Genomic DNA, 23,970 nt, shown 5'->3' with positions numbered 1-23,970 from the left:
TCGATCATCGGCGGAGACGACACATGACGGACGACACACGTGCCACGCAACTGCTTTCGGGCCAGACCTGGGCCGATTTCTGCGACACGCTGAAACGCAGCGGACAGCAGATCCTGCGCGCCGAGGCGCCGGACGATCCGCTCACGCGCGCGGAAGGTTTCCGTTACCTGAGCCGGCTGATGCGCATCGCGCTCGACATGCACGTCGAGTTCGCGGACGGCGCGTGGCCCGGTTTCTTCTCGCCATCGCACGAGACCGCGAAGATCGGCGCGGACAATCCCGACAACCTGTACCAGTACGCGCGCCTCGACGGCCGCTGCGACTATCGCGTGACGGGGCGGCGCGGCACGGTCGCGTACCTGAGCTTCGGCACCCAGAAGGGCGGCTACGAGACGGACGGCAAGATGCTGCAGACAGGCTTTCTCGATGCGAAGCAGCTCGAGATCGCACCGGACGGCAGCTTCGAGATCGTGCTGAGCGAAACGCCGCGCGCGGGCAACTGGGTGCGCATGGAGCCCGGCACGAACGCGCTGCTGGTGCGCCAGACCTTCCTCGACCGGCGCGCGGAGACACCGGCGCAACTGAAGATCGAGCGCATCGGCACGCACGATCGCCCGGCGCCGCTCGACCCGCTCGTGCTGCAGGGCGGCCTCATGCGCGCCGCGCAGTTCGTCGAGCAGACGTCGAAGCTGTTCGCCGACTGGGCCGCGAGCTACGGGTCGCACGTGAACGCGCTGCCGCCCGCGGACCAGGCGCTGTGCCAGTCGGTCGGCGGCGATCCGAACATCTACTACTACCACTCGTGCTGGGCGCTGGCCGATGACGAGGCGCTCGTGATCGACGTCGACACGGTGCCCGACTGCGATTTCTGGAACGTGCAGCTCAACAACTACTGGATGGAGTCGCTGGACTACCGGCACTTCGACATCTGCGTGAACAAGCATGGCGCGCGGCTGAATGCCGACGGCGGCGTGACGGTGGTGGTCGCCGCGTCGCGGCCGGGCGGCGCGAACTGGCTCGATACGGCCGGGCATCGGACCGGCACGATCTGCTGGCGCTGGGTCGGCGCCGCGCAGCCGGTGCATCCGCGCACGCGCGTCGTGAAGCTCGCGACGCTGACGGAGGCCGCATGAACGCGCCGCTCGACCGGATCCGCACGCAGCTCGATGCCGGCGGGCTGATCGCCGAGGCCGTGTCGCGCACGGGCGGGCTCACCGCGTTCGGCGACGGACCGTATCGCGAGGCGCTCGACGTGATGTGCGCATCGCTGATCAATGAAGCGACGCTGTCCGCGCGCGGCGCGGAGATGATGCGCGAGAAGCTTGTCGGCCAGCTCGTGAACCGGCTCGTCGTCGAGTATTACTGCCGCCGTCATCCGGAGATCGCCGACATCGGGATCGACGATCCGCTCGTGATCGTCGGGCTGCCGCGCACCGGCACGACGCTGCTGCAGCGGCTGCTCGCGGTCGATCCGCGCTTTCATTCGGCCGCATGGTGGGAAACGCGTTATCCGGCGCCGCTCGCCGGCGAGACGCTCGACGCGCCAACCGTGCGCATCGCGCGCGCGCAGGCCGAGGTCGCGACGATGATCGACTGCATTCCGCAGATCCTGACGATCCATCCGCTCGACGCGATGCTCGCCGACGAGGAGTTCATGCTGATGGAGCACTCGTTCGTGTGCGCGATGGATTCATATGCGAACGTGCCGACTTATACGGCGTGGCTCGCGAAGCAGGATCTGACGCCGGTCTATGCGCACCTGAAGCGGATGCTGCAGTTCCTGCAGTGGCAGAAGGCGCAACGCCGCGTCGCGCCGGCCGAGCGCTGGCTGCTGAAGACGCCGCAGCACCTGCATGCGCTCGACGTGCTGTGCCGCGTGTTTCCACGTGCGCAGGTGGTGCTCACGCACCGCGACCCCGCGCAGACGATTCCGTCGATGGCGAGCATGGCGCACACGCTGTGGCAGATGTATGCGGACGACCCGGATCCACGCACGGTCGGCGCGCAATGGAACGCGGGGATGGCACGCGCGATCGGCGCGGCGATGGCGGCGCGCGATGCGCTGCCGGCCGAGCGGTTTCTCGACGTGCGTTTCGAGGACACCGTGTCGAATCCGCTTGGCGTCGCGCAAGCCGTGTACCGCTTTGCCGGCATGCCGCTCGATGCGCGGCAGCGCGCGGCGATGACGGACTGGCTGGCGCGCAACGGCCGCGACACGCGCGCCGCGCACGACTATTCGATCGCGCGCTTCGGCTTCACCGATGCGCAACTGGCGTGCGACTTCGCCGCGTATCGCGCGCGGCACCTGCAGGCGGCCGGCTGACGGTGCACGCGCGGGACCAACGACAACCAGGAGACAAGCCATGTTGCTGAAGGACAAGATCGTCGTGATTTCAGGGATCGGGCCGGGGCTCGGCGTGAAGCTCGCCGTCGAGGCGGCACGCGAGGGCGCGCGCGGCGTGGTCGTCGCGGCACGCACGAGTGAGAAGCTCGACGACGCGGAAGCACGGATCCGCGAACTCGGTGTGGCGTGCGACGTGCTGAAGGTGCGAACCGACATCGCCGAGCGTGCGCAGTGCCGCCAGCTCGCGACGCAGGCGGTCGAGCGCTTCGGCCGGATCGACGCGCTCGTGAACAGCGCGTTCGTGCACGGCACGTTTCCGGAGGCGGTCGAGGCAGCCGATCTCGACGGCTGGCGCACGGTGTTCGACACCAACGTGTTCGGCACGATGGCGCTGACGCAGGAAATCGTGCCGCACATGAAGCGGCACAAGCGCGGCGCGATCGTGATGATCAACACGCAGGCGACCCGCAAGCCGTTTGCAGGGGAATCGGGCTACGCTGTATCGAAGGGGGCGCTCGCGGTTGCGGCAAAATACCTGGCGCGCGAGCTCGGCGTGCACGGGATCCGCGCGAACAGCATCCACATGGGGTGGATGTGGGGCGTGCCGACGCAGGCGTATTTCCGGCAGGCGGCCGCCGAGTACGGGATGACGGAAGAGGAGATCATCGCGCCGATCGCGTCGAACATCGCGCTCGCGAAGCTGCCGACCGACGACGACTGCGCGCGCGCGGCGCTGTTCCTCGCGTCGGATTATGCGAACGCGGTGACCGGCGCGACGCTGGATGCGAACGGCGGCGATTTCATGCCCTGAGGATGGAGCAACGAATCATGCAGGAAACACAACAGGGACGGCATTTCTTCGCGTTCAATGGCGACGCGGACGGCCTGTGCGCGCTGCAGCAGTTGCGGCTCGCGGAGGGCGAGCGCGGCACGCTCGTGACCGGCGTGAAGCGCGACATCAAGCTGCTCGAGCGAATCGACGCGCGTGCCGGCGACCGCGTGACCGTGCTCGACGTGTCGCACGACCAGAACCGCGACGCATGCACGCGGCTGTTGCGCGACGGCGCGGCGGTCCGCTACTTCGATCACCACTTCGCCGGCGAGCTGCCCGGCGATGCGCGTTTCGATGCCTATATCGACACGGCCGCCGACGTCTGCACGAGCGCGCTCGTGAACCGCTATCTCGGCGGCCGCCACGTGCGCTGGGCGATCGTCGCGGCGTTCGGCGACGAACTGCCGGCGCTCGGCGACGCGCTCGCGCGCGAATACGGGCTCGACGAAGCCGAACGCAGCACGCTGGCCGAACTCGGGCTCTACCTGAACTACAACGCGTACGGCGACTGCGTCGGCGACCTGCATTTCGATCCGGCGGTGCTGGCCGACGCGATGCTGCCGTGCGTCGATCCGCTCGACTTCGTGCGCGACACGCCGGTGTTCGCCGCGCTGCGCGACGGCTATCGCGACGACATGGCGCGGGCCTGCGCGCTCGCACCGCTGCGCGACGTGCCGGGTGCGATGTTGATCAGGATGCCGGATCATCCGTGGGCGCGGCGCGCGACGGGGATGCTCGCGAACGAACGGATGCGCAATGCGCCGCAGGCGGCGCTCGCGGTGCTGTCGCCGCGCGCGCAGGGCGGGCTCGTGGTCAGCGTGCGCGTGCCCGACGGCCGGCCGCTCGGCGCCGACGAGTTCTGCCGAGGCTTCCCGACCGGCGGCGGGCGCAAGCGCGCGGGCGGCATCAATCATTTGCCGGAAGCGGAGTTCGACGCGTTCGCCGAGCGCTTCGAAGCGGCGTTTCGTCTCGACTGAGCCGAGGGCCGGCGACACGCGCGCCGTGCAGCGATGCCACGGCGCGCGCGTCGTGCGACATGCCGGTTCAGCCGGTCGCGCCGGCGAGCACGGCCGGCACGTTGTGGCCGTAGCAGCGCTCCTCGACACGCTCGGCGATGCGCCAGCCCTGCGCGGTGCGCACGAACCGGTCGACGTACCACAGCCCGAGAAACATCACCTGCGTGCCGCCGTCCGTCAGCGCGACTTCCATCGGATTGAAGCAGATCGTGCGGCCGCGCGCGGTGTCGCCGTCGAGCGTGATCGACAGGTTGCCGACCATGTGCTGGTACTGAGGGAACTGCGGCAGCACGGTGCGCAGCCATGCTTTCACGGCCGGATAGGTGCCGGCGATGCCGCCCATCGCGCGATAGTCGATCTTCGCGTCGCGCGTGAACACCGCATCGAGCGCGTCGAAGTCGCGCGCATCGATCGCGTTCGAGTACGCGACGATCAGTTCGCGGATGTCGTGGTGGTCGGAGAGGGTCCGCAGATCAGGCATCGGCGGTGTTCCATCACGCGCTCTTGCGCCGGCGTGCCGCATGCAGCGCTTCCGCGCGCTGCTTCACGTCGCGCGCGCACTGGTCGAACCCCTGTTTCACCCAGCCGCCGTGCTCGCGCATGATCGTTTCCGCGTTGATGCCGAGAAACTGGTCGGTCGTGAAGTACTGGCAGCGTTCGGCGCCGTCGGCTTCGACGTACTGGTCGCGGCGCGCGGCGTCCTGGTTGTCGGCGGTCGGGCGCTGCTCCCACGACAGCAGGCGCTCGGGCTCGCACGCGACGAGGATTTCGTTGACGGGAATCACCGTCTCCGTGCCCGGAATGCGCACCTGCATGTGCACGAAGTCGCCGATCCGGCCGGTCGTTTCGAGGCCGACGCAGAACGTGTTCCATTCGCCGTAGCGCGGGAAGTCGGTCAGCACTTCCCAGACGACGGAAGCGGGGGCGTCGATCGCGACGGTGATCGAGGTGACGAGATTGGCTGGTTTGGTCATGGCGGGTTTTCGGGTGAGCGTGAGGGGGAGGACGGGATCGCGGGTGCGCCCGCCCGGAAGGACGCGCGCCGCGACGGCCGAAACGGTCCGCGCGGGTGCCGGCGGGCATGGCGGATGCGCCGCACGACGCACGTGGCCGGTTGGCGGCCGGCGCATGCCGCGCACCGCGGCGACCCCGACATCGAGCGTAGGCCGGCGCATGCGGCGAAGAATCGTCGGAATGGACTAGGTGTTTCACCGGGCCGTCGATCCGCCGGCTGTATGCGATGCGCGATGCGCGCACGGGGACCGCATGCGTTTCGAGCATCGACATCGCGCGACCCTGCCGCGACAATACGGGTCACTTTTCCGTTTCCTGCCCCGAGGTGCCCGTGCCAGCCAAGTCGTCCGTCGCTCCTGTCGTCGTGTGGTTCCGCGACGATCTGCGCGTGACCGACCAGCCCGCGCTGACGCGCGCGGTCGCGTCGGGCCGGCCGCTCGTGTGCGTGTATGTCGACGACACGGGCGAGGGCGCGGGGCGCGCGCCCGGCGGCGCCGCGCGCTGGTGGCTGCACGGCTCGCTCGCCGCACTCGACGCGGCGCTTGCGCGTCATGGCGGACGCCTGTTGCTGTTGCGCGGCGATGCACCGCGCGAGATCGAACGTGTCGTGCACGACACGGGCGCGGCGGCCGTGTACTGGAACCGCCGCTATGCGCAGCCGCAGCGCGATGCCGATGCGGCGTTGAAGGCATCGCTGAAGGCGCGCGGCCTCGAGGTCGAGAGCAGCAACGGCAGCCTGCTGAACGAACCGTGGGAAGTGCTGACGGGCGCCGGCACGCCGTTCCAGGTGTTCACCGCATACTGGCGCGCGGTGCGGCGCGATCGCACGGTGGCGGCGCCGCTGCCGGAACCGGCGCGGATCGTGTTTCATCCCTGGCCGGCCGGCGTGCGCGAACACGCGCTGGCGCTCGACGCGCTCGCGTTGCGCCCGCATGCGCCGGACTGGGCGGGCGGCCTGCGCGACGCGTGGCCGGCACCCGACGAAGCCGGCGCGCAGGCGCGGCTCGACGCGTTTTCAGTCGAATCGCTGGCCGGCTACGCCGATACGCGCGACCGGCCCGACTCGTTGGCGACGAGCCGGCTGTCGCCATTCCTGCGCTTCGGCAACGTGTCGCCGCGACAGGTGTGGCATGCGGTGCAGGGCGCCGCACAGGCGGGCGGCGCGGCGTGTGGGGCCGGCGCCGAGAAATTCCTGAGCGAACTCGGCTGGCGCGAATTCAGCCACGTGCTGCTGTATCACTTCCCGGCCCTCGCGACCGATAATTTCCGCGCGCAGTTCGACGCGATGCCGTGGCGCGACGATCCCGCCGCGCTGCGCGCGTGGCAGCGCGGGCTGACGGGCTATCCGCTCGTCGATGCGGGAATGCGCGAGCTGTGGGCGACCGGCTGGATGCACAATCGCGTGCGGATGGTCGTCGCGTCGTTTCTCGTCAAGCATCTGCTGATTGACTGGCGGGCGGGCGAGCGCTGGTTCCACGACACGCTCGTCGATGCGGACGCCGCGAACAACCCGGCGAACTGGCAATGGGTGGCCGGCTGCGGCGCCGACGCCGCGCCGTATTTCCGCATCTTCAATCCGGTGACGCAGGGCCGCAAGTTCGACCCGCAGGGCGCGTACGTGCGCCGCTGGGTGCCGGAACTCGCGGGCCTCGACGCGGCGACCATCCATGCGCCATGGGACGCGTCGCCGGTGGAGCGTGCGGCGGCCGGCGTGCGGCTCGGCGTCGACTATCCGGCGCCGATCGTCGATCACGACGGCGCGCGCCGTCGTGCGCTCGATGCGCTGGCCACGTTGCCGAAGCGTCACTAGGCGTCGCTGAGCGGCGCCGGCCAGCCGCGCGGTGCGGCTTGCCGCGTCAGTCGCAGAATGCCGCATGCTCGAGCAGCGCGAGCGCGATGCCCGAATCGAAGTAGGCCGCGCCGCACCACGCGACGAGCGCGAGCACGCCGGCGGCCAATGCCGCACGGATCATGCCCATGCCGCCTTATTCGACGCCGGACGCACGATGCGCGCGTCGTCGATCGGCAGGTGCAGGAGCGCCGCCAGCACGCCGAGCGCGATCGAGCCGATCCACAGCGGCAGGTACGAATGCGTCGCGTCGTACACGAGCGCGCCGAGCCACACGCCGAAGAAGCTGCCGAGCTGGTGCCCGAAGAATACGAAGCCGAACAGCGTCGCGATGTAGCGCACGCCGAATACCTGCGAGACCACGCCGTTGGTCAGCGGCACCGTGCCGAGCCACGTGAAGCCCATCACGGCCGCGAACACGTAGACGCTTGCGGGCGACAACGGTGCCGCGACGAACGCAGCCATCGCCAGCGCGCGCACGAGGTACAGCACGGACAGCACGTACTTGCGCCGCAGCAGGCCGCCGAGATGGCCGCACGCGTAGGTGCCGGCCACGTTGGTCAGCGCGATCAGCGCGAGCGCGACGCTGGCGTGGCGCGCCGGCAGGCCGTGATCGAGCAGGTAGGCCGGCAGGTGGGTCGCGATGAACGCGAGCTGGAACCCGCATGCGAAGAACCCTGCGTTCAGCAGCCAGAAGCCGCGGTGCGCGAACGCTTCGCGCACCGCCGCGCGGATCGACTGGTCGGGGCCGTCCGCGCGGCTCGCCGCCTGCGCGGGCCGGTCGCGCACCAGCATGGCGAGCGGCGCGAGCAGCGCGGCGACGAGGGCGAGCGCGACGAATGCATGCTGCCAGCCGATGCCGCCGATCAGGACTTGCGCGACCGGCACCATGCAGAACTGGCCGAGCCCGCCGATCGCGCCGGCGACGCCGAGCGCCCAGCTGCGCCGGTCGGGTGCAAACAGCCGGCTCAGCGCGCCGTAGATCGACGCGAAGGCCGATCCCGACAGCGCGATGCCGATCACGAGCCCCGCGCCGACCGTGAACACGCCGGCCGATGCCGCCAGCGCCATCGTGACGAGCCCGGCCGCGTACAGCAGCATGCCGGCGACGATCACGCGCACCGACCCGAAGCGATCGGCGATCATCCCGGTGAACGGCTGGGCGATGCCCCAGATCAGGTTCTGCAGCGCGAGCGCGAGGCCGAACGCTTCGCGCGACCAGCCGTGGTCGAGCGTGACGGGGGCGAGGAACAATCCCTGCACGTGGCGGATGCCGAGCGCGGCGCCCATGATCAGGCCGCCTGCGAGCACCGGCAGCCAGCGGCGCCGGGCATCCCGTTCGATCGGGGTCATGCGTGTCTCCGGATGAATGCGTGCGGCGCGACGGCCGCGTTCGATCCGATTAGACGATCCGGTGCCGGGGGCGCTCAAGCGATCATTCGGTCGGGTTCGCATGCGTGTCGGGAATGCGATGCGGAATGGCTGCGAGGCCGGCGGAGCCTGAGCGCCGCCGCGACGCAGGCAGGGGCGTATCGGCAGCGAGGTTGCGGCGGAACCGGCACACCTTAGCATCGCGTGCCGGAGGCGCGATCCGGCGCGCATTACCGCGCAGGCACCGGCCCGACGCGGAACATCGCGCCCGGCCTACCGCTGCGCCACGTCGTACGCGCGCATCGCCGCATCGCACTCGGCCGCTTCCGCGAGAATCCAGTCGCGCACGTCGGCGACTTCACGGCGCGGTGCCGGATCGTGCCGGAACAGCCAGTAGCCATAGGCATCCGACAACGCCTGCGAGTGCGGGCCGAGCACCGCGAGCCGGCCGTCCGCGAGCATCGGCGCGACGAGCGCGAGCCTTCCGAGCGCGACGCCCTGGCCGGCGATCGCGGCGTGAATCACCTGGTCGTACTGGTTGAAGCGCAGCACGCCCTTCGGGCGCGCGTCGCCGAGCCCGGCTGCCTGCAGGTGCGCACGCCACTGCAGTTGCGCTTGCGGCGGGCCGTCGAATTCGAGCAGCACGTGATCCGCGATCACGGCCGCGTCGGTGACGGGCCGGGTGGCCAGCGCGGGGTGCGCGACCGGCACGACGATCTCGTCGAACAGGCGCACGGCGCCGGCCGGCGCGCGCTCGCGCGGGCAGTAGCGGATCCCGAGGTCGATGCCTTCCGCGCGCAAATCGAGTACCTTGTCGTTCGCGGCGACGCGCAAGTCGATGTCGGGCAGGCGCGCCTGCAGGCGCCCGAGTCGCGGCAGCAGCCACAGCGCGGTGACGCCGATGCTCGCGGTGATCGTGACGGGCTGGCGCTCGCGCGCGGCGGCGAGCGACGCGACCGTGTCCTGCAGGCTGAGCAGCGCCGCATCCGCGGCGCGAAACAGCCGCTCGCCTTCCGGCGTGAACGCGATCTTGCGATAGCCGCGCTGCAGCAGTGCGACGCCGAGATGCGCTTCGAGCGCATGCACCTGGCGGCTGACCGCCGATTGCGTGACGCACAGGTCCTGCGCGGCGAGCGTGATGCTCATGCGGCGGCCGACGGCGACGAAGCCGCGCACGAGGTCCAGCGAAGGGAGACGGACGAGCGGCGTTGACATGCGTAGGGCTCATGCGAACGGAGTAGCAAGATTGGTTGAGAACGCCGGGCGCGTCAAGTTCAATGGAGGCTGGCCGATCGGGTAGGCGCCGGGGCATGCAGTGCCGTACAGGAGACAGGATGACGATTTCGAACGAAGCAGGCGGGGCCGTGCGCGGCACGCGCGCGACGCAGCAGGCGGCCGAGCGCCCGGCGGGCGCGTTGCCGCCGGAGCCCGTGACGCTGAGCGCGGCCGACGGTTACGTGCTGCGCGGCTACGTGTGGCAGCATCGCGGCGGCGGCGCCGTGCGGCCCGTGACGATCGTCAATTGTGCGACGTCGGTGCGCTGCGACTATTACTTCCGCTTCGCGGCCTGGCTGTTCGCGCAGGGGCGCGACGTGCTCGTCTACGACTATCGCGGGATCGGCGGCTCGCGCCCCGCGCGGCTCGCGACGCTGCGCGCGAACTGGCTCGACTGGGGGCGGCTCGATTGCGAGGCCGCGCTGCACTACGCGCGTGACGCGTTTCCGGGCCAGCCGCTCGACGTCGTCGCGCACAGCATCGGCGGCTGCGTGCTCGGTCTTGCGGCGTCGAACGCTTGCGTGCGTCACGTGGTGACCGTCGGCGCGCAGTATGCGTACTGGCGCGACTATCGGCCGGAAGAGCGGCGGCGCATGTGGTGGAAGTGGCACGTCGCGATGCCGGCGCTCGCGGCCGTGTTCGGCTACGTGCCCGCGAAGCGGCTCGGCTGGATGGAAGACACGCCGCGCGGCGTCGCGCTGTCGTGGGTGCGCTCGCAACCGCGCTTCGAGGACGCCTACACACACGGCCCGCTCGCCGAAACCGCGGCGAGCCGCGCCGCGTTGCCGGCCCGCTTCGCGCGGCTGTCGGCGCCGATGCTCGCGATCGGCCTCGACGACGACGGGTTCGGCACGGTCGACGCGATCGAACGGCTGGTCGGCTACTACACGGGCAGCGACGTCACGCACCTGCGGATCGCGCCGCGCGACATCGGCGCTGACGAGATCGGCCATTTCGCGTTCTTCCACAGCCGCTTCACCGACACGCTGTGGCCCGTCGCGCTGTACTGGCTGCAGCACGGCGCGCTGCAGGCCGATCCGCCCGGCAGCGTCCACGCGCGCCATCCGGCGCAGCGGGCGAGACTGGCGGGTAGCGGCATGCCAGGTGCGGTCGCGCACGGGTGACCTCGCCCGCATGCGCGGCCAGGCCGTTGTATCGCCGAAGCGGCCGCGCCGGCTGCCGCTGCCGACAATCGCGGCCGCGACGTGTCGGTCTTCGTTCCGCGCGATCGATTAACATCGGACGTTTGATTCGACTGGCTGCTGCGTGCCGATGCCCATTCCGTCCGATTCCGAGATTCCCGCCGACCTGTCCCGCGCGTGGCGCGTGCACCGGCTCGAGGTGCCGCCGGCCGCGTCGCGTGCCGGCGTGCAGGTCGCGCGCATCGATTTCGACTGGCGCGTGCCGCTCGCGTCGCCCGCTTACGCGGCACTGAGCGACGCCGAGCGCGCGCGTGCCGGGCGCTACCTGCGGCACGAGGATGCGGTGCGCGGTGCCGCGACGCGCGCCGCGCTGCGCGACGTGCTCGGTGCGGCGCTCGGTGTCGCGCCGCGGGACATCGCGATCGTCGTCGACGAATCGGGACGGCCGTCGCTGGATCCCGCGCACCGCGCGACGCTCGATTTCAACGTGTCGCACGCGGGCGATCATGCGCTCGTCGCATGGACAGGTACGGGGCGCGTCGGCGTCGATATCGAATGCTGCAACCGGTTGACCGACTGGCGCGCGCTGACGCGCGAAGTGTGCGCGGCCGCCGAGGCCGCGTATCTCGACGGCCTGCCGCTCGCCGCGCGTGCCGACGCGTTCATGCGCGTGTGGTCCGCGAAGGAGGCGCTGCTGAAGGCGCTCGGTACCGGCATCGTCGGCGGGCTGCGCGCATTCGCGGTCGTGCCGCCGCGCGATGCGGCGACGCCCGCGACGACGATCGTCGAGCCGGCCGCGCCGGCCGCCGGCGTGGCCGCGTTCGACGCGGGCTGGTTCGACGCGGCGCCCGGCTACGCGGCGTGCGTCGCGTGGAGGCGCTGAGCCTGTGTCAGCACGCGCCGCTCACTCGAGCGGCGCGTCGTTCGGCGCCGCGTAGCGCGCCTTGATCACGTCGCTCATCGGGAAGTCGAACGCGAGCCCCTTCGGCGGCACCGGCTTCATGAACCACTTGTCGTACAGCGCATTGATCTCGCCGCGCTTCATCAACTGCACGAGCACGCCGTCGACGAGCGCCTTGAACTGCGGATCGTCCTTGCGCAGCATGAACCCGTACGCCTCCGACGATTGCGGCGTGCCGACGATCGTCCAGTCGGCCGGCTTCGCCGCGAGCTGGCGCACGCCGGCGAGCAGCACGTCGTCCATCATGTAGGCGGCCGCGCGGCCCGATTCGAGCGTGAGGCGTCCTTCGCCGTAGTCCTTCGCGCTGATGATCTGCATGTTCATCTTCTTTTCCTCGTTCATCTTGCGCAGCAGGCGCTCGGACGTGGTGCCCTGGTTGGTCACGACCGTCTTGCCGGCGAGATCGGGGAAGTCGCGGATGCCCGAGCTCGTGCGCGTGAGCAGGCGTGTCGTCGCGACGAAGAAGGTGCTCGAGAACGCGACCTGCGCGTGGCGCGCGGCGAGGTTGGTGGTCACTCCGCATTCGAGATCGACGGTGCCGTTCTGCACCAGCGGGGTGCGGTTCTGCGACGTGACCGGAATGAAGCGCACCTGCAGGTCGGGCTTGCCGGTGCGTGCCTTCACCGCGGCGATCACGCGGTCGCACAGGTCCTGCGAGAAGCCGACCACCTTGCCGCTCGCGTCGACATAGGAGAACGGCACCGACGTCTCGCGGTGGCCGATCGAGATCAGGTTGGCCCGCCGGATCTTCTCGAGCGTGCCGGACAGCGGCTCGGCGGCGAGCGACGTGCCGCACGCGAGCGCGCAGGCGGCGACGAGCAGGCTGCGGCCGGACAGGGCGGTCAACCGGGGCGGGATGGTCATGGCAGGTCTCCAGAGGCAGGTTGCAGGGGAGTGAGGATTCGTATGTTGCCAAAAACAAAATATTTGCAACATATGTTAATTACCCTGCCTGCCGGGCCGGTCCGGCGGGCCGCGCCGGGCATCAGGGAAACTCCCGAGTCGAAATCATGAAAAACGGGGTTGTCTAGACAAGTTCCAGTGGCTACACTGCAACTCATCCCGAACTTGTCTAGACAGGATTGCTCACATGATTACGTTGACCCCCGGCCACCTGACCCTCCCGCAACTGCGCAAGATCGCTCGCGAATCCGTACAGCTCAAGCTCGACCCGGCGAGCTTCGCGAAGATCGACGCCGGCGCGAAGGCCGTCGCCGACATCGCGGCAAAGGGCGAGCCGGCCTACGGCATCAATACGGGCTTCGGCCGCCTGGCCAGCACGCACATCCCGCACGATCAGCTCGAGCTGCTGCAGAAGAACCTGGTGCTGTCGCATGCGGTCGGCGTCGGCGAGCCGATGGCGCGTTCGTCGGTGCGCCTCCTGATGGCATTGAAGCTGTCGAGCCTCGGCCGCGGCCACTCGGGCATCCGCCGCGAGGTGATGGACGCGCTGATCACGCTGTTCAACGCCGACGTGCTGCCGCTGATCCCGGTGAAGGGCTCGGTCGGCGCATCGGGCGACCTCGCGCCGCTCGCGCACATGTCGGCCGTGCTGCTCGGCGTCGGTGAAGTGTTCATCCGCGGCGAGCGCGCGAGCGCGCTCGACGGTCTGCGCGTCGCGGGCCTCGCGCCGCTCACGCTGCAGGCGAAGGAAGGCCTGGCGCTGCTGAACGGCACGCAGGCGTCGACGGCGCTGGCGCTCGACAACATGTTCGCGATCGAAGACCTGTACCGCACCGCGCTCGTCGCGGGTGCGCTGTCGGTCGACGCGGCAGCCGGCTCGGTGAAGCCGTTCGACGCACGCATCCACGCACTGCGCGGCCATCAAGGCCAGATCGACGCGGCCGCGTCGTACCGCGACCTGCTCGAAGGCTCGCCGATCAACCAGTCGCACCGCGACTGCGACAAGGTGCAGGATCCGTACAGCCTGCGCTGCCAGCCGCAGGTGATGGGCGCATGCCTGGACCAGATGCGCCACGCGGCCGACGTGCTGCTGATCGAAGCGAACGCCGTGTCGGACAATCCGCTGATCTTCCCGGATACCGGCGAAGTGCTGTCGGGCGGCAACTTCCACGCTGAACCCGTCGCATTCGCGGCCGACAACCTCGCGCTTGCCGCATCGGAAATCGGCGCGCTGGCCGAGCGCCGCATCGCACTGCTGATCGACGCGACGCTGTCGGGCCTGCCCCCGTTCCTAGTGAAGGACGGCGGCGTGAACTCGGGCTTCATGATCGCCCACGTGACGGCCGCCGCGCTGGCATCGGAAAACAAGACGCTCGCGCACCCGGCGTCGGTCGACTCGCTGCCGACCTCGGCGAACCAGGAAGACCACGTGTCGATGGCGACGTTCGCCGCACGCAAGCTCGCCGACATCGCGGACAACACGAAGCACATCCTCGCGATCGAACTGCTGGCCGCCGCCCAGGGTGTCGACCTGCGCGCGCCGTACCACACGAGCCCGAAGCTCGCGCCCGTGATGGAAACGATCCGCGGCAAGGTTGCGCACTACGAGCTCGACCACTACTTCGCACCGGACATCGCCGTGATCGCGACGCTCGTCGGCGAGCGCGCGTTCGCGAAGGTCGCGCCGTTCTCGTTCGCCTCGGAACAGTAAGCCCATGAGCGCGCCGGTCTACCAGGAGATCAAGGATTTCATCCTGGGCCGCATTCACGCCGGCGAGTGGGCGGAGGGCGACCAGGTGCCCTCCGAGAACGAACTGGCCCGCGAGTTCAAGGTCGCGCGCATGACCGTCAACCGCGCGTTGCGCGAGTTGACGGCCGAGCAGGTGCTCACGCGCATGAAGGGCGCCGGCACCTACGTCGCGCGGCCGAAGTACGAGTCGACGCTCGTCGCGATCCGCAGCATCTCGGAAGAGGTCGATGCCCGCGGGCATGCGTACCGCGCCAGCGTGCTCGGCCTCGAGACGATCCGGGCCGACGAGGCGCTCGCGGACGAGATGCAGGTGGCCGTGCGCGCGAAGCTGTTTTATTCGCAGGTGTTGCACTTCGAGAATGACGAACCCGTCCAGCTCGAAGAACGGTGGGTGAATCCGGCGGTCGCGCCGGATTATGCGGAGCAGGACTTCACGAACACGACGCCGAACCTGTACCTGATGCGCGCGGCGCCGCTGCAGCGCGTCGAGTACCGGATCGAAGCGGCGGCTCCGGCGCCCGAGCGGCGCGAGCAGCTGCGGATGGACGACGTCGAGCCGTGTCTGGTTTTACATCGGCGCACCTGGTCGCAGGGCGTCGTCGCCTCGGTGGCGAATCTGTGGCACCCCGGCAGCCGTTATCGCTTCACCGGGCATTTCTGATTCCTATTGATATTCACTTTCCCTCGGGAGCAGTCGTCATGAACCATCCGAAACACATCGATCCCCGCCTCGATCCGACGCGCACGATCCGCGCACCGCGCGGCAGCGAGAAAACCTGCAAGACCTGGCTGGCCGAAGCGGCCTACCGGATGATCCAGAACAACCTGGATCCGGAAGTCGCCGAGCATCCGCATGCGCTCGTCGTGTACGGCGGCATCGGCCGCGCGGCGCGCAACTGGGAATGCTACGACCAGATTCTCGCGTCGCTGAAGGATCTCGAGGAAAACGAAACGCTGCTGATCCAGTCGGGCAAGCCGGTCGGCGTGTTCCGCACGCACAAGGATGCGCCGCGCGTGCTGCTCGCGAACTCGAACCTCGTGCCGCACTGGGCGAACTGGGACCACTTCCACGAGCTCGACCGCAAGGGCCTGATGATGTACGGCCAGATGACGGCCGGCAGCTGGATCTACATCGGCAGCCAGGGCATCGTGCAGGGCACCTATGAAACGTTCTTCTCGGTCGCGAACCAGCACTTCAACGGCGACCCGTCGGGCCGCTGGATCCTGACGGGCGGCCTGGGCGGCATGGGCGGCGCGCAGCCGCTGGCCGCGACGATGGCCGGCTTCTCGATGATCGCGGTCGAGTGCGACGAGACGCGCATCGACTTCCGCCTGAAGACGCGCTACGTCGACAAGAAGGCGACGACGCTCGACGAAGCGCTCGGCATGATCGACGAAGCGAAGCGCACCGGCAAGCCGGTATCGGTCGGCCTGCTCGGCAACGCGGCCGACGTGTTCGCGGAACTCGTCAAGCGCGGCGTCACGCCGGATTGCGTGACCGACCAGACGAGCGCGCACGACCCGATCAACGGCTATCTGCCGCAAGGCTGGACCGTCGCGCAATGGCGCGAGGCGCAGAAGGTCGATCCGCAAAGCATCGTGAAGGTCGCGAAGCAGTCGATGGCCGTCCAGGTGCGCGCGATGCTGACGCTGCAGGAGCGCGGCGCGGCCACGCTCGACTACGGCAACAACATCCGCCAGATGGCGCTGGAAATGGGCGTCGAGAACGCGTTCGACTTCCCGGGCTTCGTGCCGGCCTATATCCGCCCGCTGTTCTGCGAAGGCAAGGGTCCGTTCCGCTGGGTCGCGCTGTCGGGCGATCCGGAAGACATCTACAAGACCGACCAGAAGGTGAAGGAGCTGATCCCCGACGATCCGCACCTGCACAACTGGCTCGACATGGCGCGTGAGCGCATCGCGTTCCAGGGCCTGCCGGCACGGATCTGCTGGGTCGGCGTGAAGGATCGCTATCGCCTCGGCCAGGCGTTCAACGAGATGGTAAAGAACGGCGAACTGAAGGCCCCGATCGTGATCGGCCGCGACCACCTCGACACCGGTTCGGTCGCGAGCCCGAACCGCGAGACGGAATCGATGAAGGACGGCTCGGACGCCGTGAGCGACTGGCCGCTGCTGAACGCACTGCTGAACACCGCGGGCGGCGCATCGTGGGTGTCGCTGCACCATGGCGGCGGCGTCGGGATGGGCTTCTCGCAGCACTCGGGCGTCGTGATCGTCGCGGACGGCACCGCCGACGCGCACGAGCGTCTCGGCCGCGTGCTGTTGAACGATCCGGCGACGGGCGTGATGCGCCATGCGGATGCCGGCTACGAACTCGCGCAGCAGACGGCCCGCGAAGCCGGCCTGAAGCTGCCGATGCTCGGCCGCTGAGCATGACGGCGCTCGACCAGGCGCCGGTGCACGCAACGCTGATCCGCGCGGCGGATCTCGTTGCGTCGCCGTGGAAGAACGGCGGCGGCGTGACGCGCGAAATCGCGGCATTTTCCCCCGAGGGGACGTCCTTCGGGGCGCCGCCGGGCGCCGCGCTCGATGCGTTCGCGTGGCGCGTGAGCGTTGCGGACGTCGGCGCACCCGGGCCGTTCTCGCGTTTCGACGGCGTCGACCGCACGCTCGTGCTGCTGTCCGGCGCGGGCATGACGCTCGCGGAAGCGGGCGGTGCGCGCCATGTGCTCGACGCGTCGCTCGCCCGTGCGGATTTTGCCGGGGAAACGCCGATCGACGCGACGCTGCACGACGGCGCGACGCGCGACTTCAACCTGATGACGCGCCGCTCGGCCGCACGCGGGAGCGTCGACGTGTGGCCCGAAGGCACGCACCGCGTCGAGCGCGCCGATACCGTGCTGCTGTTCTGCGCGGCCGGCGCGGTCGGCATCGGGATCGACGGCGCGCACTACACACTGCAGGAAATGGACACGCTGCGGCTCGACGGGCCGCGGCGTGCGTTTGACGTCGTCGTGAGCGGAGGCGGCGCGCTGCTCGCCGTGTCGCTCGCCGTCGGCGAACGAGACTGAACGCATGAAACCGACTGTCTGGCATCACCTGAGGCTGTGTCCGCACGGCCACCCTGACGAAACGATCGACGACGCGGCGATCGCCGTCGACGAAACTGGCACGATCGTGTGGCTGGGCGCATTTTCCGCGCTGCCGCACGGTTACGCACACTGGCAGCGGGAAGACCTGCACGGCGCGTGGGTGACGCCGGGCCTTGTCGACTGCCACACGCACCTCGTGTACGGCGGCACGCGCGCCGACGAGTTCGCGCAGCGCCTCGCCGGCGTCAGCTACGAGGCAATCGCGCGGCAGGGCGGCGGGATCGTGTCGACGGTGCGCGCGACGCGCGCGGCCGACGAGACGACGCTGTTCGTGCAGGCCGCCGCACGCCTGCAGCCGCTGCTCGCCGAAGGCGTGAGCGCGATCGAGATCAAGTCGGGCTACGGGCTCGACCTCGCGAGCGAGCGCAAGATGCTGCGCGTCGCGCGCCAGCTCGGCGAGCGCTTTCCGGTCACGGTCTACACGACGTTCCTCGGCGCGCACGCGCTGCCGCCGGAATACGCGGGCCGCGCGGATGACTATATCGACGAAGTGTGCGAACGGATGCTGCCGGCGCTCGCCGACGAAGGGCTCGTCGACGCGGTCGACGTGTTCTGCGAGCGCATCGGCTTTTCGCTCGCGCAGACCGAGCGCGTGTTCGAGGCCGCGACGCGGCGCGGCCTGCCGGTGAAGCTGCACGCGGAGCAGTTGTCGAACGCGGGCGGCACCGCGCTTGCCGCGCGCTATCGCGCGCTGTCCGCCGACCACCTCGAATTTCTCGACGAAGCCGGCATCGAGGCGATGAAGGCAGCCGGCACGGTCGCCGTGCTGTTGCCCGGCGCGTATTACTTCATTCGCGAAACGCAATTGCCGCCGATCGAGCTGCTGCGCAAGCACGGCGTGCCGATCGCGCTCGCGACCGACCACAACCCCGGCACGTCGCCGCTCGAATCGCTGCTGCTGACGCTGAACATGGGCTGCACGCTGTTCCGGATGACGGTGCCCGAGGTGCTGCAGGGCGTGACGCGCCATGCGGCCGCGGCGCTCGGCCGCGCGGATCGCCACGGTGCGCTCGAGATCGGTCGCCAGGCCGATTTCGCGGCCTGGTCGGTCGGCTCGCTGTCGGAGCTCGCTTACTGGATCGGCCGGCCGCTGTGTGAGCAGGTCGTGCGCGGCGGTGCGACGGTGTTTCGCCGGATGAACGGCTAGCCTTGCAAGAGACGAGACTCACCATGACCGAAATGACGCTGTTCGCGGACCATGCCTATCTGCCCGACGGCTGGCGCCGCAACGTGCTGCTGCGCTGGGACGCGGCCGGCACGCTGACCGACGTGACGCCCGACACCGATGCGCCGGCAGGCGTCGCGCGCGCGGCCGGGCCCGTGCTGCCCGGCATGCCGAACCTGCATTCGCACGCGTTCCAGCGCGCGATGGCGGGGCTCACCGAATACCGCGCGAATCCCGCCGACAGCTTCTGGAGCTGGCGCGACCTGATGTACCGCTTCGCGCTGAAGATCACGCCCGACGCGCTCGCGGCGATCGCGCGCTGGCTGTACGTCGAGATGCTCAAGTGCGGCTACACGTCGGTATGCGAATTCCACTACGTGCATCACACGCAGGACGGCTCGCGCTATCCGCAGATCGCGGAACTCGGCACGCGCGTGATCGACGCGGCGCGCTCGGCCGGCATCGGCATCACGATGCTGCCCGTGTCGTACCAGTTCGCCGGCTTCGGCAACAAGCCGCCGCGCGATGACCAGCGCCGCTTCATCAACACGCCGGACGGCCTGCTCGAACTGCTCGACTCGATGCGCCGCGTCGCGCCCGAGCACGGCGGCCTGCGCTACGGCGTCGCGCCGCATTCGCTGCGCGCGGTGTCCGAAAACGGGCTGCGCGTGCTGCTCGAAGGCCTGCCCGACGACGCGCCGGTGCATATTCACATCGCCGAGCAGACGGCCGAAGTCGACGATTGCGTGCGGGCCTACGGCGCGCGTCCCGTGCAATGGCTGCTCGATCGCTTCGACGTCGATGCGCGCTGGTGCCTCGTGCACGCGACGCACGTCGATGCGGCCGAAACGGCCGCGCTCGCGAAGCGCCGCGCGGTGGCCGGCCTGTGCCTGACCACCGAAGCGAACCTCGGCGACGGCGTGTTCCCGGCCGTCGACTATCTCGCGCAGGGTGGCGTGATCGGCGTCGGCTCGGACAGCCACGCCTCGGTCGACTGGCGCTCGGAACTGCGGCTGCTCGAATACGGGCAGCGGCTCGTGCATCGCGCGCGCAACGTGCTCGCGAGCGACACGCAGGCGCAGGTCGCCGACCGGCTGTTCGATGCGTCGCTCGCGGGCGGCGCGCAGGCCAGCGGGCGGCGCATCGGTGCGCTGCGCGAAGGTTGCCGCGCCGACTGGCTCGTGCTCGATCCCGACCATCCGGCGATCGCCGAACACGGCAGCGCAGCCTGGCTGTCGGGCGCGGTGTTCGCGGAGCACGGCGACACGCCGGTGCGCGACGTCTACACCGGCGGCGAACGCGTCGTGAGCGGCCGCCGCCATCGCGACGAAGCGCTCGCGTATGCCGACTATCGCGCCGCGCTGGCGCAACTGCTGCGCTGACGCGCGGCACCCGGCGCACGCCGCGCGCGTGCGCCGGCAAGACTCTTACGGTGATGCGACATGACTGAACAACCGGCTGTATTCACGCTGAAGCAGGGCACGTTGCCGCTGCTGATCTCGATTCCGCACGCAGGCACCCACATCCCCGACGACATCGCCGCGACGATGACGCCCGACGCGCGCTTCGTCGACGATTGCGACTGGCACCTCGAGCGGCTGTACGGGTTCGCGGCGACGCTCGGCGCATCGATCCTCGTGCCGTCGCACGCGCGTTACGTCGTCGACCTGAACCGTCCGCCCGACAACGAGAACCTGTACCCGGGGCAGGACACGACCGGGCTCGTGCCGGTCGACACGTTCGACAAGGCGCCGCTGTATCCGGCGAATGCGCTGCCCGGCAACGACGAGATCATGCGCCGCCGCGACCGCTACTGGCGCCCGTATCACGACGCGCTGCAAGGCGAGATCGCGCGCCTGAAGCGCGAGCACGGCCGTGTGCTCGTGTGGGAAGCGCATTCGATCCGCTCGCACGTGCCGCGTTTCTTCGAAGGCCGCCTGCCTGACTTCAACTTCGGCACGTCGAGCGGCGCGAGCGCCGCGCCCGGCCTTGCCGAAGCGCTCGCCGCATGCGTGACCGCGCACGGCGGATATATGGCCGTCGCGAACGGGCGTTTCAAGGGCGGCTACATCACGCGTCACTACGGCGTGCCCGCCACCGGCGTCGAAGCCGTGCAGCTCGAACTGTCGCAGATCACCTACATGGAAGAAACGCGTCCGTACGCGTACGACGAAGCGCGTGCCGCGCGGATCGTGCCGCTGCTGCGGACGCTCGTCGAAACCGCGCTCGCACATCGCTGATCCGTCGGCACGCTGCGCGCGCCACGGCCGCCGGCGCGCAGTGCGCACGCCGGCGCAGCGCACAAAACGGCATCGACCCGGCCGGCCGATGCCGTTCTTTTCGTCTGATCGATGTCGGGATCGACACCTGAAAATTTGACGCAATTTTCAGGTGATATAAGCTGAATGTCAGGAAGTTGTCACGCGCGCAGCGGCGGCGACGGCGTCGATCAGCGCCGCACCGAGCCGGAATCCGTTGCGAGACACCTTGCCGACGTGTCGCCGCGCGGCATTGCCGCCTCCGCTTCATAGCGACACGTGTCCTGCCTTCATCAGTCAGTCGAGTACGATCGTGAAAGCCGCCAGCCCTTCGATACGCCGGACCCGAAGTCCGTCGGCGGGCGCGCCGCCTCAGGCCGGGCCGATCCGGCATGCTGATCGCGGCACGCGCGCCGCCCTCATACGCGAGCCTCGTTTCTTCGCTGTGTCCCATTGCGGCCTGCGCCGCTTCAACCTGGTGGCCGCGCACGTATTCAGCGCGGTGCAGTGCGACGGCAGCGCGTCATTGTTGCCCTAGCGTCCTTCTCCTCTTTCGCATCGGGCCGCACCGACTGTTGCCGCACCGTCCGCGCGGCACGATCGCGCATGGGCGCGTGTCGCGCCACCGCGGGCTTCCACCGTTGCGCGCGTCCGCACGCGTCGCGCGCTTATCGCGGAGGCGATCATGCGACCGCGCCCGATCGTAGCCGTCACTGCCGACCGCATGCTGCGCGGCGCCCATCCGAACCATACGGCCGGCGAGAAGTATCTCGTCGCGCTGGTCGACGGCGCCGGCGCGCTCGCGTTCGTGCTGCCCGCGCTGGGAGCGCGGCAGCCGGTCGACGCGATCGTTGCGTCGATCGACGGGCTGCTGCTGACCGGCAGCTATTCGAACGTCGAGCCGCATCACTACGGCGGCCCGGCGAGTACGCCCGACACGCTGCACGACCCCGCGCGCGACGCGACCGCGCTGCCGTTGATCCGCGCGGCGATCGACGCGGGCGTGCCGGTGCTCGCGATCTGCCGCGGCATGCAGGAGCTGAACGTCGCGTATGGCGGCACGCTGCATCAGCGGCTGCATGCGAGCCCCGGCTTCCACGATCATCGCGAGCGCGACGGCGATCCGCTCGAGCGGCAGTACGGCCCAGCGCACCGCGTGCAGCTCGCGCCGGACGGCTTGCTGCAACGGGTCGCGCGCGGCGCGCAGGACGCGATGGTCAATTCGCTGCACGACCAGGGCATCGCGCGGCTCGGCGCGGGGCTCGCGGTCGAAGCGAGCGCGCCCGACGGGCTGATCGAGGCCGTCAGCGTACGCGGCGCGCGCGCGTTCGCGCTCGGTGTGCAGTGGCACCCCGAATGGCGTTTCGCGGAACAGCCGCTGTCGCGCGACATCTTCGCGGCATTCGGCGCGGCGTGCCGCGCGCGCATGACACACCGCATTCATGCGGCCGGCGGCACCATGCCGTCGCCTGCCGCATCCGACGTCGACTGAACGAGGCCGATCATGCAACCCGAACTGAGCGAATTCCTGCGTCAGCACCGCATCACCGAAGTCGAGGCGATCATTCCCGACATGGCCGGCATCGCGCGCGGCAAGATCATTCCGCGCAACAAATTCGAATCCGGCGAATCGATGCGCCTGCCTCAGGCCGTGATGGTGCAGACCGTCACCGGCGACTATCCGGAGGACGGCACGCTGACCGGCGTGACCGATCCCGACATGGTGTGCGTGCCTGATCCGTCGACGATCTGCCTGGTGCCGTGGGCGGTCGACCCGACTGCGCAGGTGATCCACGACTGCGTGCACTTCGACGGCTCGCCGGTCGAGATCTCGCCGCGCTATGTGCTGCGCCACATACTCGACCTGTACAAGGCGAAGGGCTGGAAGCCCGTCGTCGCGCCCGAGCTCGAGTTCTACCTGGTCGACATGAACGCCGATCCCGACCTGCCGTTGCGTCCGCCGGTCGGGCGCACGGGCCGCGCGGAGACGGGCCGCCAGTCGTATTCGATCGAGGCCGTCAACGAGTTCGATCCGCTGTTCGAGGACATCTACGAGTACTGCGAGATGCAGGGCCTCGACATCGAGACGCTGATCCACGAGGTCGGCGCCGCACAGATGGAGATCAACTTCGTGCACGGCGACGCGCTGTCGCTCGCCGACCAGGTGTTCCTGTTCAAGCGCACGGTGCGCGAGGCGGCGCTGCGGCACAACATGTACGCGACGTTCATGGCCAAGCCGATGGAAGGCGAGCCGGGCTCCGCGATGCACATCCACCAGAGCCTCGCCGATGCGCGCACCGGCGACAACCTGTTCGCCGACGAAGGCGGGGTCGTGTCACCGATGTTCCACAGCTATCTCGCGGGACTGCAGAAATACACGCCCGCGCTGATGCCGATCTTCGCGCCGTACATCAACTCGTATCGCCGCCTGTCGCGTTTCATGGCCGCGCCGATCAACGTGCAGTGGGGCTACGACAACCGCACGGTCGGGTTCCGCATCCCGCAGTCGACGCCGGTCGCGCGGCGCATCGAGAACCGGATCCCGGGCGTCGATTGCAACCCGTACCTCGCATTCGCGGCGACGCTTGCGGCCGGTTATCTCGGTCTCACGCAGCAGCTCGCGCCGACCGAGCCGATTGCGTCCGACGGCTACGACCTGCCGTACCAGCTGCCGCGCAATCTCGAGGAGGGCATCTCGCTGATGGCCGCATGCACGCCGCTCGCCGGCATTCTCGGCGACAAGTTCGTGAAGGCGTACCTGGCGTTGAAGGAAACCGAATACGAAGCGTTCTTCCGCGTGATCAGCTCGTGGGAACGCCGTCATCTGCTGCTGCACGTGTGAGCGTGCGGCACCGACTCGCGGAGCAAACATGACCGAACGAAACGAAGCCGCCGCCGCGCGGACGACCGCCGAATACCGCGCGCTCGACGCCGCGCACCACATCCACCCGTTCTCGGACATGGGCGCGCTCAATCGCGC

General features: G+C 69.5%; 22 protein-coding genes. 16 read left to right on the top strand and 6 right to left on the bottom strand.

All coding sequences use genetic code 11. The features are described from left to right. Positions 1-23 precede the first annotated feature (23 nt). The 4 genes from DIE22_RS36390 to DIE22_RS36375 are packed head-to-tail and all read left to right on the top strand — an operon-like array spanning position 24 to position 4,153. On the top strand, positions 24-1,133 hold the full coding sequence (locus tag DIE22_RS36390; RefSeq protein WP_124607402.1) for a DUF1214 domain-containing protein: 1,110 nt from the start codon (positions 24-26) through the stop codon (positions 1,131-1,133). Beyond that, complete coding sequence (locus DIE22_RS36385) at positions 1,130-2,323, top strand: sulfotransferase (protein WP_124607401.1); 1,194 nt, start codon at positions 1,130-1,132, stop codon at positions 2,321-2,323. The genes DIE22_RS36390 and DIE22_RS36385 overlap by 4 nt, the downstream gene beginning before the upstream one ends. Positions 2,324-2,363: 40 nt before the next feature. Continuing rightward, positions 2,364-3,155 (top strand): SDR family oxidoreductase, encoded by a 792-nt coding sequence (locus tag DIE22_RS36380; protein ID WP_124501841.1) that lies wholly within the window; start codon positions 2,364-2,366, stop codon positions 3,153-3,155. Positions 3,156-3,172: 17 nt separating this feature from the next. Next, positions 3,173-4,153 (top strand): acetyltransferase, encoded by a 981-nt coding sequence (locus tag DIE22_RS36375; RefSeq protein WP_124501840.1) that lies wholly within the window; start codon positions 3,173-3,175, stop codon positions 4,151-4,153. Between the two features lie 67 nt (positions 4,154-4,220). Here the strand turns inward: DIE22_RS36375 and DIE22_RS36370 are convergent, their stop codons facing one another. Both DIE22_RS36370 and DIE22_RS36365 read right to left on the bottom strand, forming a co-directional pair. Continuing rightward, on the bottom strand, positions 4,221-4,673 hold the full coding sequence (locus tag DIE22_RS36370) for a nuclear transport factor 2 family protein (RefSeq protein WP_124607400.1): 453 nt from the start codon (positions 4,671-4,673) through the stop codon (positions 4,221-4,223). A 13-nt stretch (positions 4,674-4,686) separates the two neighbouring features. Next, a complete protein-coding gene (locus DIE22_RS36365; RefSeq protein WP_124607399.1) occupies positions 4,687-5,166 on the bottom strand; it encodes an SRPBCC domain-containing protein in 480 nt (159 codons plus the stop codon). 371 nt (positions 5,167-5,537) lie between these two features. On the opposite strand from DIE22_RS36365, the gene DIE22_RS36360 reads away from it, so the two are divergent. Further along, positions 5,538-7,016 (top strand): deoxyribodipyrimidine photo-lyase, encoded by a 1,479-nt coding sequence (locus DIE22_RS36360; RefSeq protein ID WP_124607398.1) that lies wholly within the window; start codon positions 5,538-5,540, stop codon positions 7,014-7,016. Positions 7,017-7,062: 46 nt separating this feature from the next. Here the strand turns inward: DIE22_RS36360 and DIE22_RS39135 are convergent, their stop codons facing one another. The 3 genes from DIE22_RS39135 to DIE22_RS36350 form a co-directional block, all read right to left on the bottom strand. After that, positions 7,063-7,185 carry a hypothetical protein gene (locus DIE22_RS39135; protein ID WP_260426854.1) on the bottom strand — a complete coding sequence of 41 codons (123 nt, stop codon included), beginning with the start codon at positions 7,183-7,185 and terminating at the stop codon, positions 7,063-7,065. Further along, positions 7,176-8,408, bottom strand: coding sequence for an MFS transporter (locus DIE22_RS36355; RefSeq protein ID WP_260426853.1), 1,233 nt, complete (start codon positions 8,406-8,408; stop codon positions 7,176-7,178). Before DIE22_RS36355 ends, DIE22_RS39135 begins: the two co-directional genes overlap by 10 nt. Positions 8,409-8,699: 291 nt before the next feature. Further along, a complete protein-coding gene (locus DIE22_RS36350) occupies positions 8,700-9,641 on the bottom strand; it encodes a LysR substrate-binding domain-containing protein (RefSeq protein WP_124501836.1) in 942 nt (313 codons plus the stop codon). Positions 9,642-9,760: 119 nt separating this feature from the next. Between DIE22_RS36350 and DIE22_RS36345 the strand changes: the two genes are divergently transcribed. Together DIE22_RS36345 and DIE22_RS36340 are read left to right on the top strand one after the other, a co-directional pair. Beyond that, on the top strand, positions 9,761-10,825 hold the full coding sequence (locus DIE22_RS36345) for an alpha/beta fold hydrolase (RefSeq protein WP_124607397.1): 1,065 nt from the start codon (positions 9,761-9,763) through the stop codon (positions 10,823-10,825). Between the two features lie 148 nt (positions 10,826-10,973). Continuing rightward, positions 10,974-11,726: a 4'-phosphopantetheinyl transferase family protein gene (locus DIE22_RS36340; RefSeq protein WP_124607396.1), complete on the top strand. Its 753-nt coding sequence runs from the start codon at positions 10,974-10,976 to the stop codon at positions 11,724-11,726. A gap of 21 nt (positions 11,727-11,747) precedes the next feature. Here DIE22_RS36340 and DIE22_RS36335 read toward each other — a convergent pair whose 3' ends face one another. Further along, positions 11,748-12,668: a glutamate/aspartate ABC transporter substrate-binding protein gene (locus tag DIE22_RS36335; RefSeq protein WP_124607395.1), complete on the bottom strand. Its 921-nt coding sequence runs from the start codon at positions 12,666-12,668 to the stop codon at positions 11,748-11,750. A 226-nt stretch (positions 12,669-12,894) separates the two neighbouring features. On the opposite strand from DIE22_RS36335, the gene hutH reads away from it, so the two are divergent. The 9 genes from hutH (at position 12,895) to DIE22_RS36285 (ending at position 23,832) form a co-directional block, all read left to right on the top strand. Beyond that, a complete protein-coding gene (gene hutH / locus DIE22_RS36330; protein WP_124501832.1) occupies positions 12,895-14,418 on the top strand; it encodes a histidine ammonia-lyase in 1,524 nt (507 codons plus the stop codon). A 4-nt stretch (positions 14,419-14,422) separates the two neighbouring features. After that, positions 14,423-15,118: a histidine utilization repressor gene (gene hutC, locus DIE22_RS36325; protein WP_124607394.1), complete on the top strand. Its 696-nt coding sequence runs from the start codon at positions 14,423-14,425 to the stop codon at positions 15,116-15,118. 38 nt (positions 15,119-15,156) lie between these two features. Beyond that, positions 15,157-16,845: a urocanate hydratase gene (gene hutU / locus DIE22_RS36320; RefSeq protein ID WP_124501830.1), complete on the top strand. Its 1,689-nt coding sequence runs from the start codon at positions 15,157-15,159 to the stop codon at positions 16,843-16,845. 2 nt (positions 16,846-16,847) lie between these two features. After that, positions 16,848-17,486 (top strand): HutD family protein, encoded by a 639-nt coding sequence (locus DIE22_RS36315; protein ID WP_124501829.1) that lies wholly within the window; start codon positions 16,848-16,850, stop codon positions 17,484-17,486. 4 nt (positions 17,487-17,490) lie between these two features. Further along, positions 17,491-18,714 carry an imidazolonepropionase gene (hutI, locus tag DIE22_RS36310; RefSeq protein ID WP_124607393.1) on the top strand — a complete coding sequence of 408 codons (1,224 nt, stop codon included), beginning with the start codon at positions 17,491-17,493 and terminating at the stop codon, positions 18,712-18,714. 23 nt (positions 18,715-18,737) lie between these two features. Continuing rightward, complete coding sequence (locus DIE22_RS36305) at positions 18,738-20,114, top strand: formimidoylglutamate deiminase (protein ID WP_124607392.1); 1,377 nt, start codon at positions 18,738-18,740, stop codon at positions 20,112-20,114. Between the two features lie 60 nt (positions 20,115-20,174). Further along, entirely contained in the window at positions 20,175-20,972 is a 798-nt protein-coding gene (hutG, locus tag DIE22_RS36300; protein ID WP_124607391.1) for an N-formylglutamate deformylase, read from the top strand. A 703-nt stretch (positions 20,973-21,675) separates the two neighbouring features. After that, positions 21,676-22,482, top strand: coding sequence for a gamma-glutamyl-gamma-aminobutyrate hydrolase family protein (locus DIE22_RS36290; protein ID WP_124607390.1), 807 nt, complete (start codon positions 21,676-21,678; stop codon positions 22,480-22,482). A gap of 12 nt (positions 22,483-22,494) precedes the next feature. Next, positions 22,495-23,832 (top strand): glutamine synthetase family protein, encoded by a 1,338-nt coding sequence (locus tag DIE22_RS36285; RefSeq protein ID WP_124501823.1) that lies wholly within the window; start codon positions 22,495-22,497, stop codon positions 23,830-23,832. Positions 23,833-23,970: the final 138 nt, after the last annotated feature.

The sequence above is a fragment of the Burkholderia sp. Bp9142 genome, assembly GCF_003853415.1.
Classification (GTDB): Bacteria; Pseudomonadota; Gammaproteobacteria; order Burkholderiales; family Burkholderiaceae; genus Burkholderia.
The sequence above is the reverse complement of the archived record's forward strand: the minus strand, read 5'-3'. Positions and strand labels throughout refer to the sequence as shown.

Bases quoted from the DNA above. Each gene is read 5' to 3' on its own strand.
- DIE22_RS36390 (WP_124607402.1), top strand. From the start codon at position 24: ATGACGGACGACACACGTGCCACGCAACTGCTTTCGGGCCAGACCTGG.
- DIE22_RS36385 (WP_124607401.1), top strand. From the start codon at position 1,130: ATGAACGCGCCGCTCGACCGGATCCGCACGCAGCTCGATGCCGGCGGG.
- DIE22_RS36380 (WP_124501841.1), top strand. From the start codon at position 2,364: ATGTTGCTGAAGGACAAGATCGTCGTGATTTCAGGGATCGGGCCGGGG.
- DIE22_RS36375 (WP_124501840.1), top strand. From the start codon at position 3,173: ATGCAGGAAACACAACAGGGACGGCATTTCTTCGCGTTCAATGGCGAC.
- DIE22_RS36370 (WP_124607400.1), bottom strand. From the start codon at position 4,673: ATGCCTGATCTGCGGACCCTCTCCGACCACCACGACATCCGCGAACTG.
- DIE22_RS36365 (WP_124607399.1), bottom strand. From the start codon at position 5,166: ATGACCAAACCAGCCAATCTCGTCACCTCGATCACCGTCGCGATCGAC.
- DIE22_RS39135 (WP_260426854.1), bottom strand. From the start codon at position 7,185: ATGGGCATGATCCGTGCGGCATTGGCCGCCGGCGTGCTCGCGCTCGTC.
- DIE22_RS36355 (WP_260426853.1), bottom strand. From the start codon at position 8,408: ATGACCCCGATCGAACGGGATGCCCGGCGCCGCTGGCTGCCGGTGCTC.
- DIE22_RS36350 (WP_124501836.1), bottom strand. From the start codon at position 9,641: ATGTCAACGCCGCTCGTCCGTCTCCCTTCGCTGGACCTCGTGCGCGGC.
- DIE22_RS36345 (WP_124607397.1), top strand. From the start codon at position 9,761: ATGACGATTTCGAACGAAGCAGGCGGGGCCGTGCGCGGCACGCGCGCG.
- DIE22_RS36340 (WP_124607396.1), top strand. From the start codon at position 10,974: ATGCCCATTCCGTCCGATTCCGAGATTCCCGCCGACCTGTCCCGCGCG.
- DIE22_RS36335 (WP_124607395.1), bottom strand. From the start codon at position 12,668: ATGACCATCCCGCCCCGGTTGACCGCCCTGTCCGGCCGCAGCCTGCTC.
- hutH (WP_124501832.1), top strand. From the start codon at position 12,895: ATGATTACGTTGACCCCCGGCCACCTGACCCTCCCGCAACTGCGCAAG.
- hutC (WP_124607394.1), top strand. From the start codon at position 14,423: ATGAGCGCGCCGGTCTACCAGGAGATCAAGGATTTCATCCTGGGCCGC.
- hutU (WP_124501830.1), top strand. From the start codon at position 15,157: ATGAACCATCCGAAACACATCGATCCCCGCCTCGATCCGACGCGCACG.
- DIE22_RS36315 (WP_124501829.1), top strand. From the start codon at position 16,848: ATGACGGCGCTCGACCAGGCGCCGGTGCACGCAACGCTGATCCGCGCG.
- hutI (WP_124607393.1), top strand. From the start codon at position 17,491: ATGAAACCGACTGTCTGGCATCACCTGAGGCTGTGTCCGCACGGCCAC.
- DIE22_RS36305 (WP_124607392.1), top strand. From the start codon at position 18,738: ATGACCGAAATGACGCTGTTCGCGGACCATGCCTATCTGCCCGACGGC.
- hutG (WP_124607391.1), top strand. From the start codon at position 20,175: ATGACTGAACAACCGGCTGTATTCACGCTGAAGCAGGGCACGTTGCCG.
- DIE22_RS36290 (WP_124607390.1), top strand. From the start codon at position 21,676: ATGCGACCGCGCCCGATCGTAGCCGTCACTGCCGACCGCATGCTGCGC.
- DIE22_RS36285 (WP_124501823.1), top strand. From the start codon at position 22,495: ATGCAACCCGAACTGAGCGAATTCCTGCGTCAGCACCGCATCACCGAA.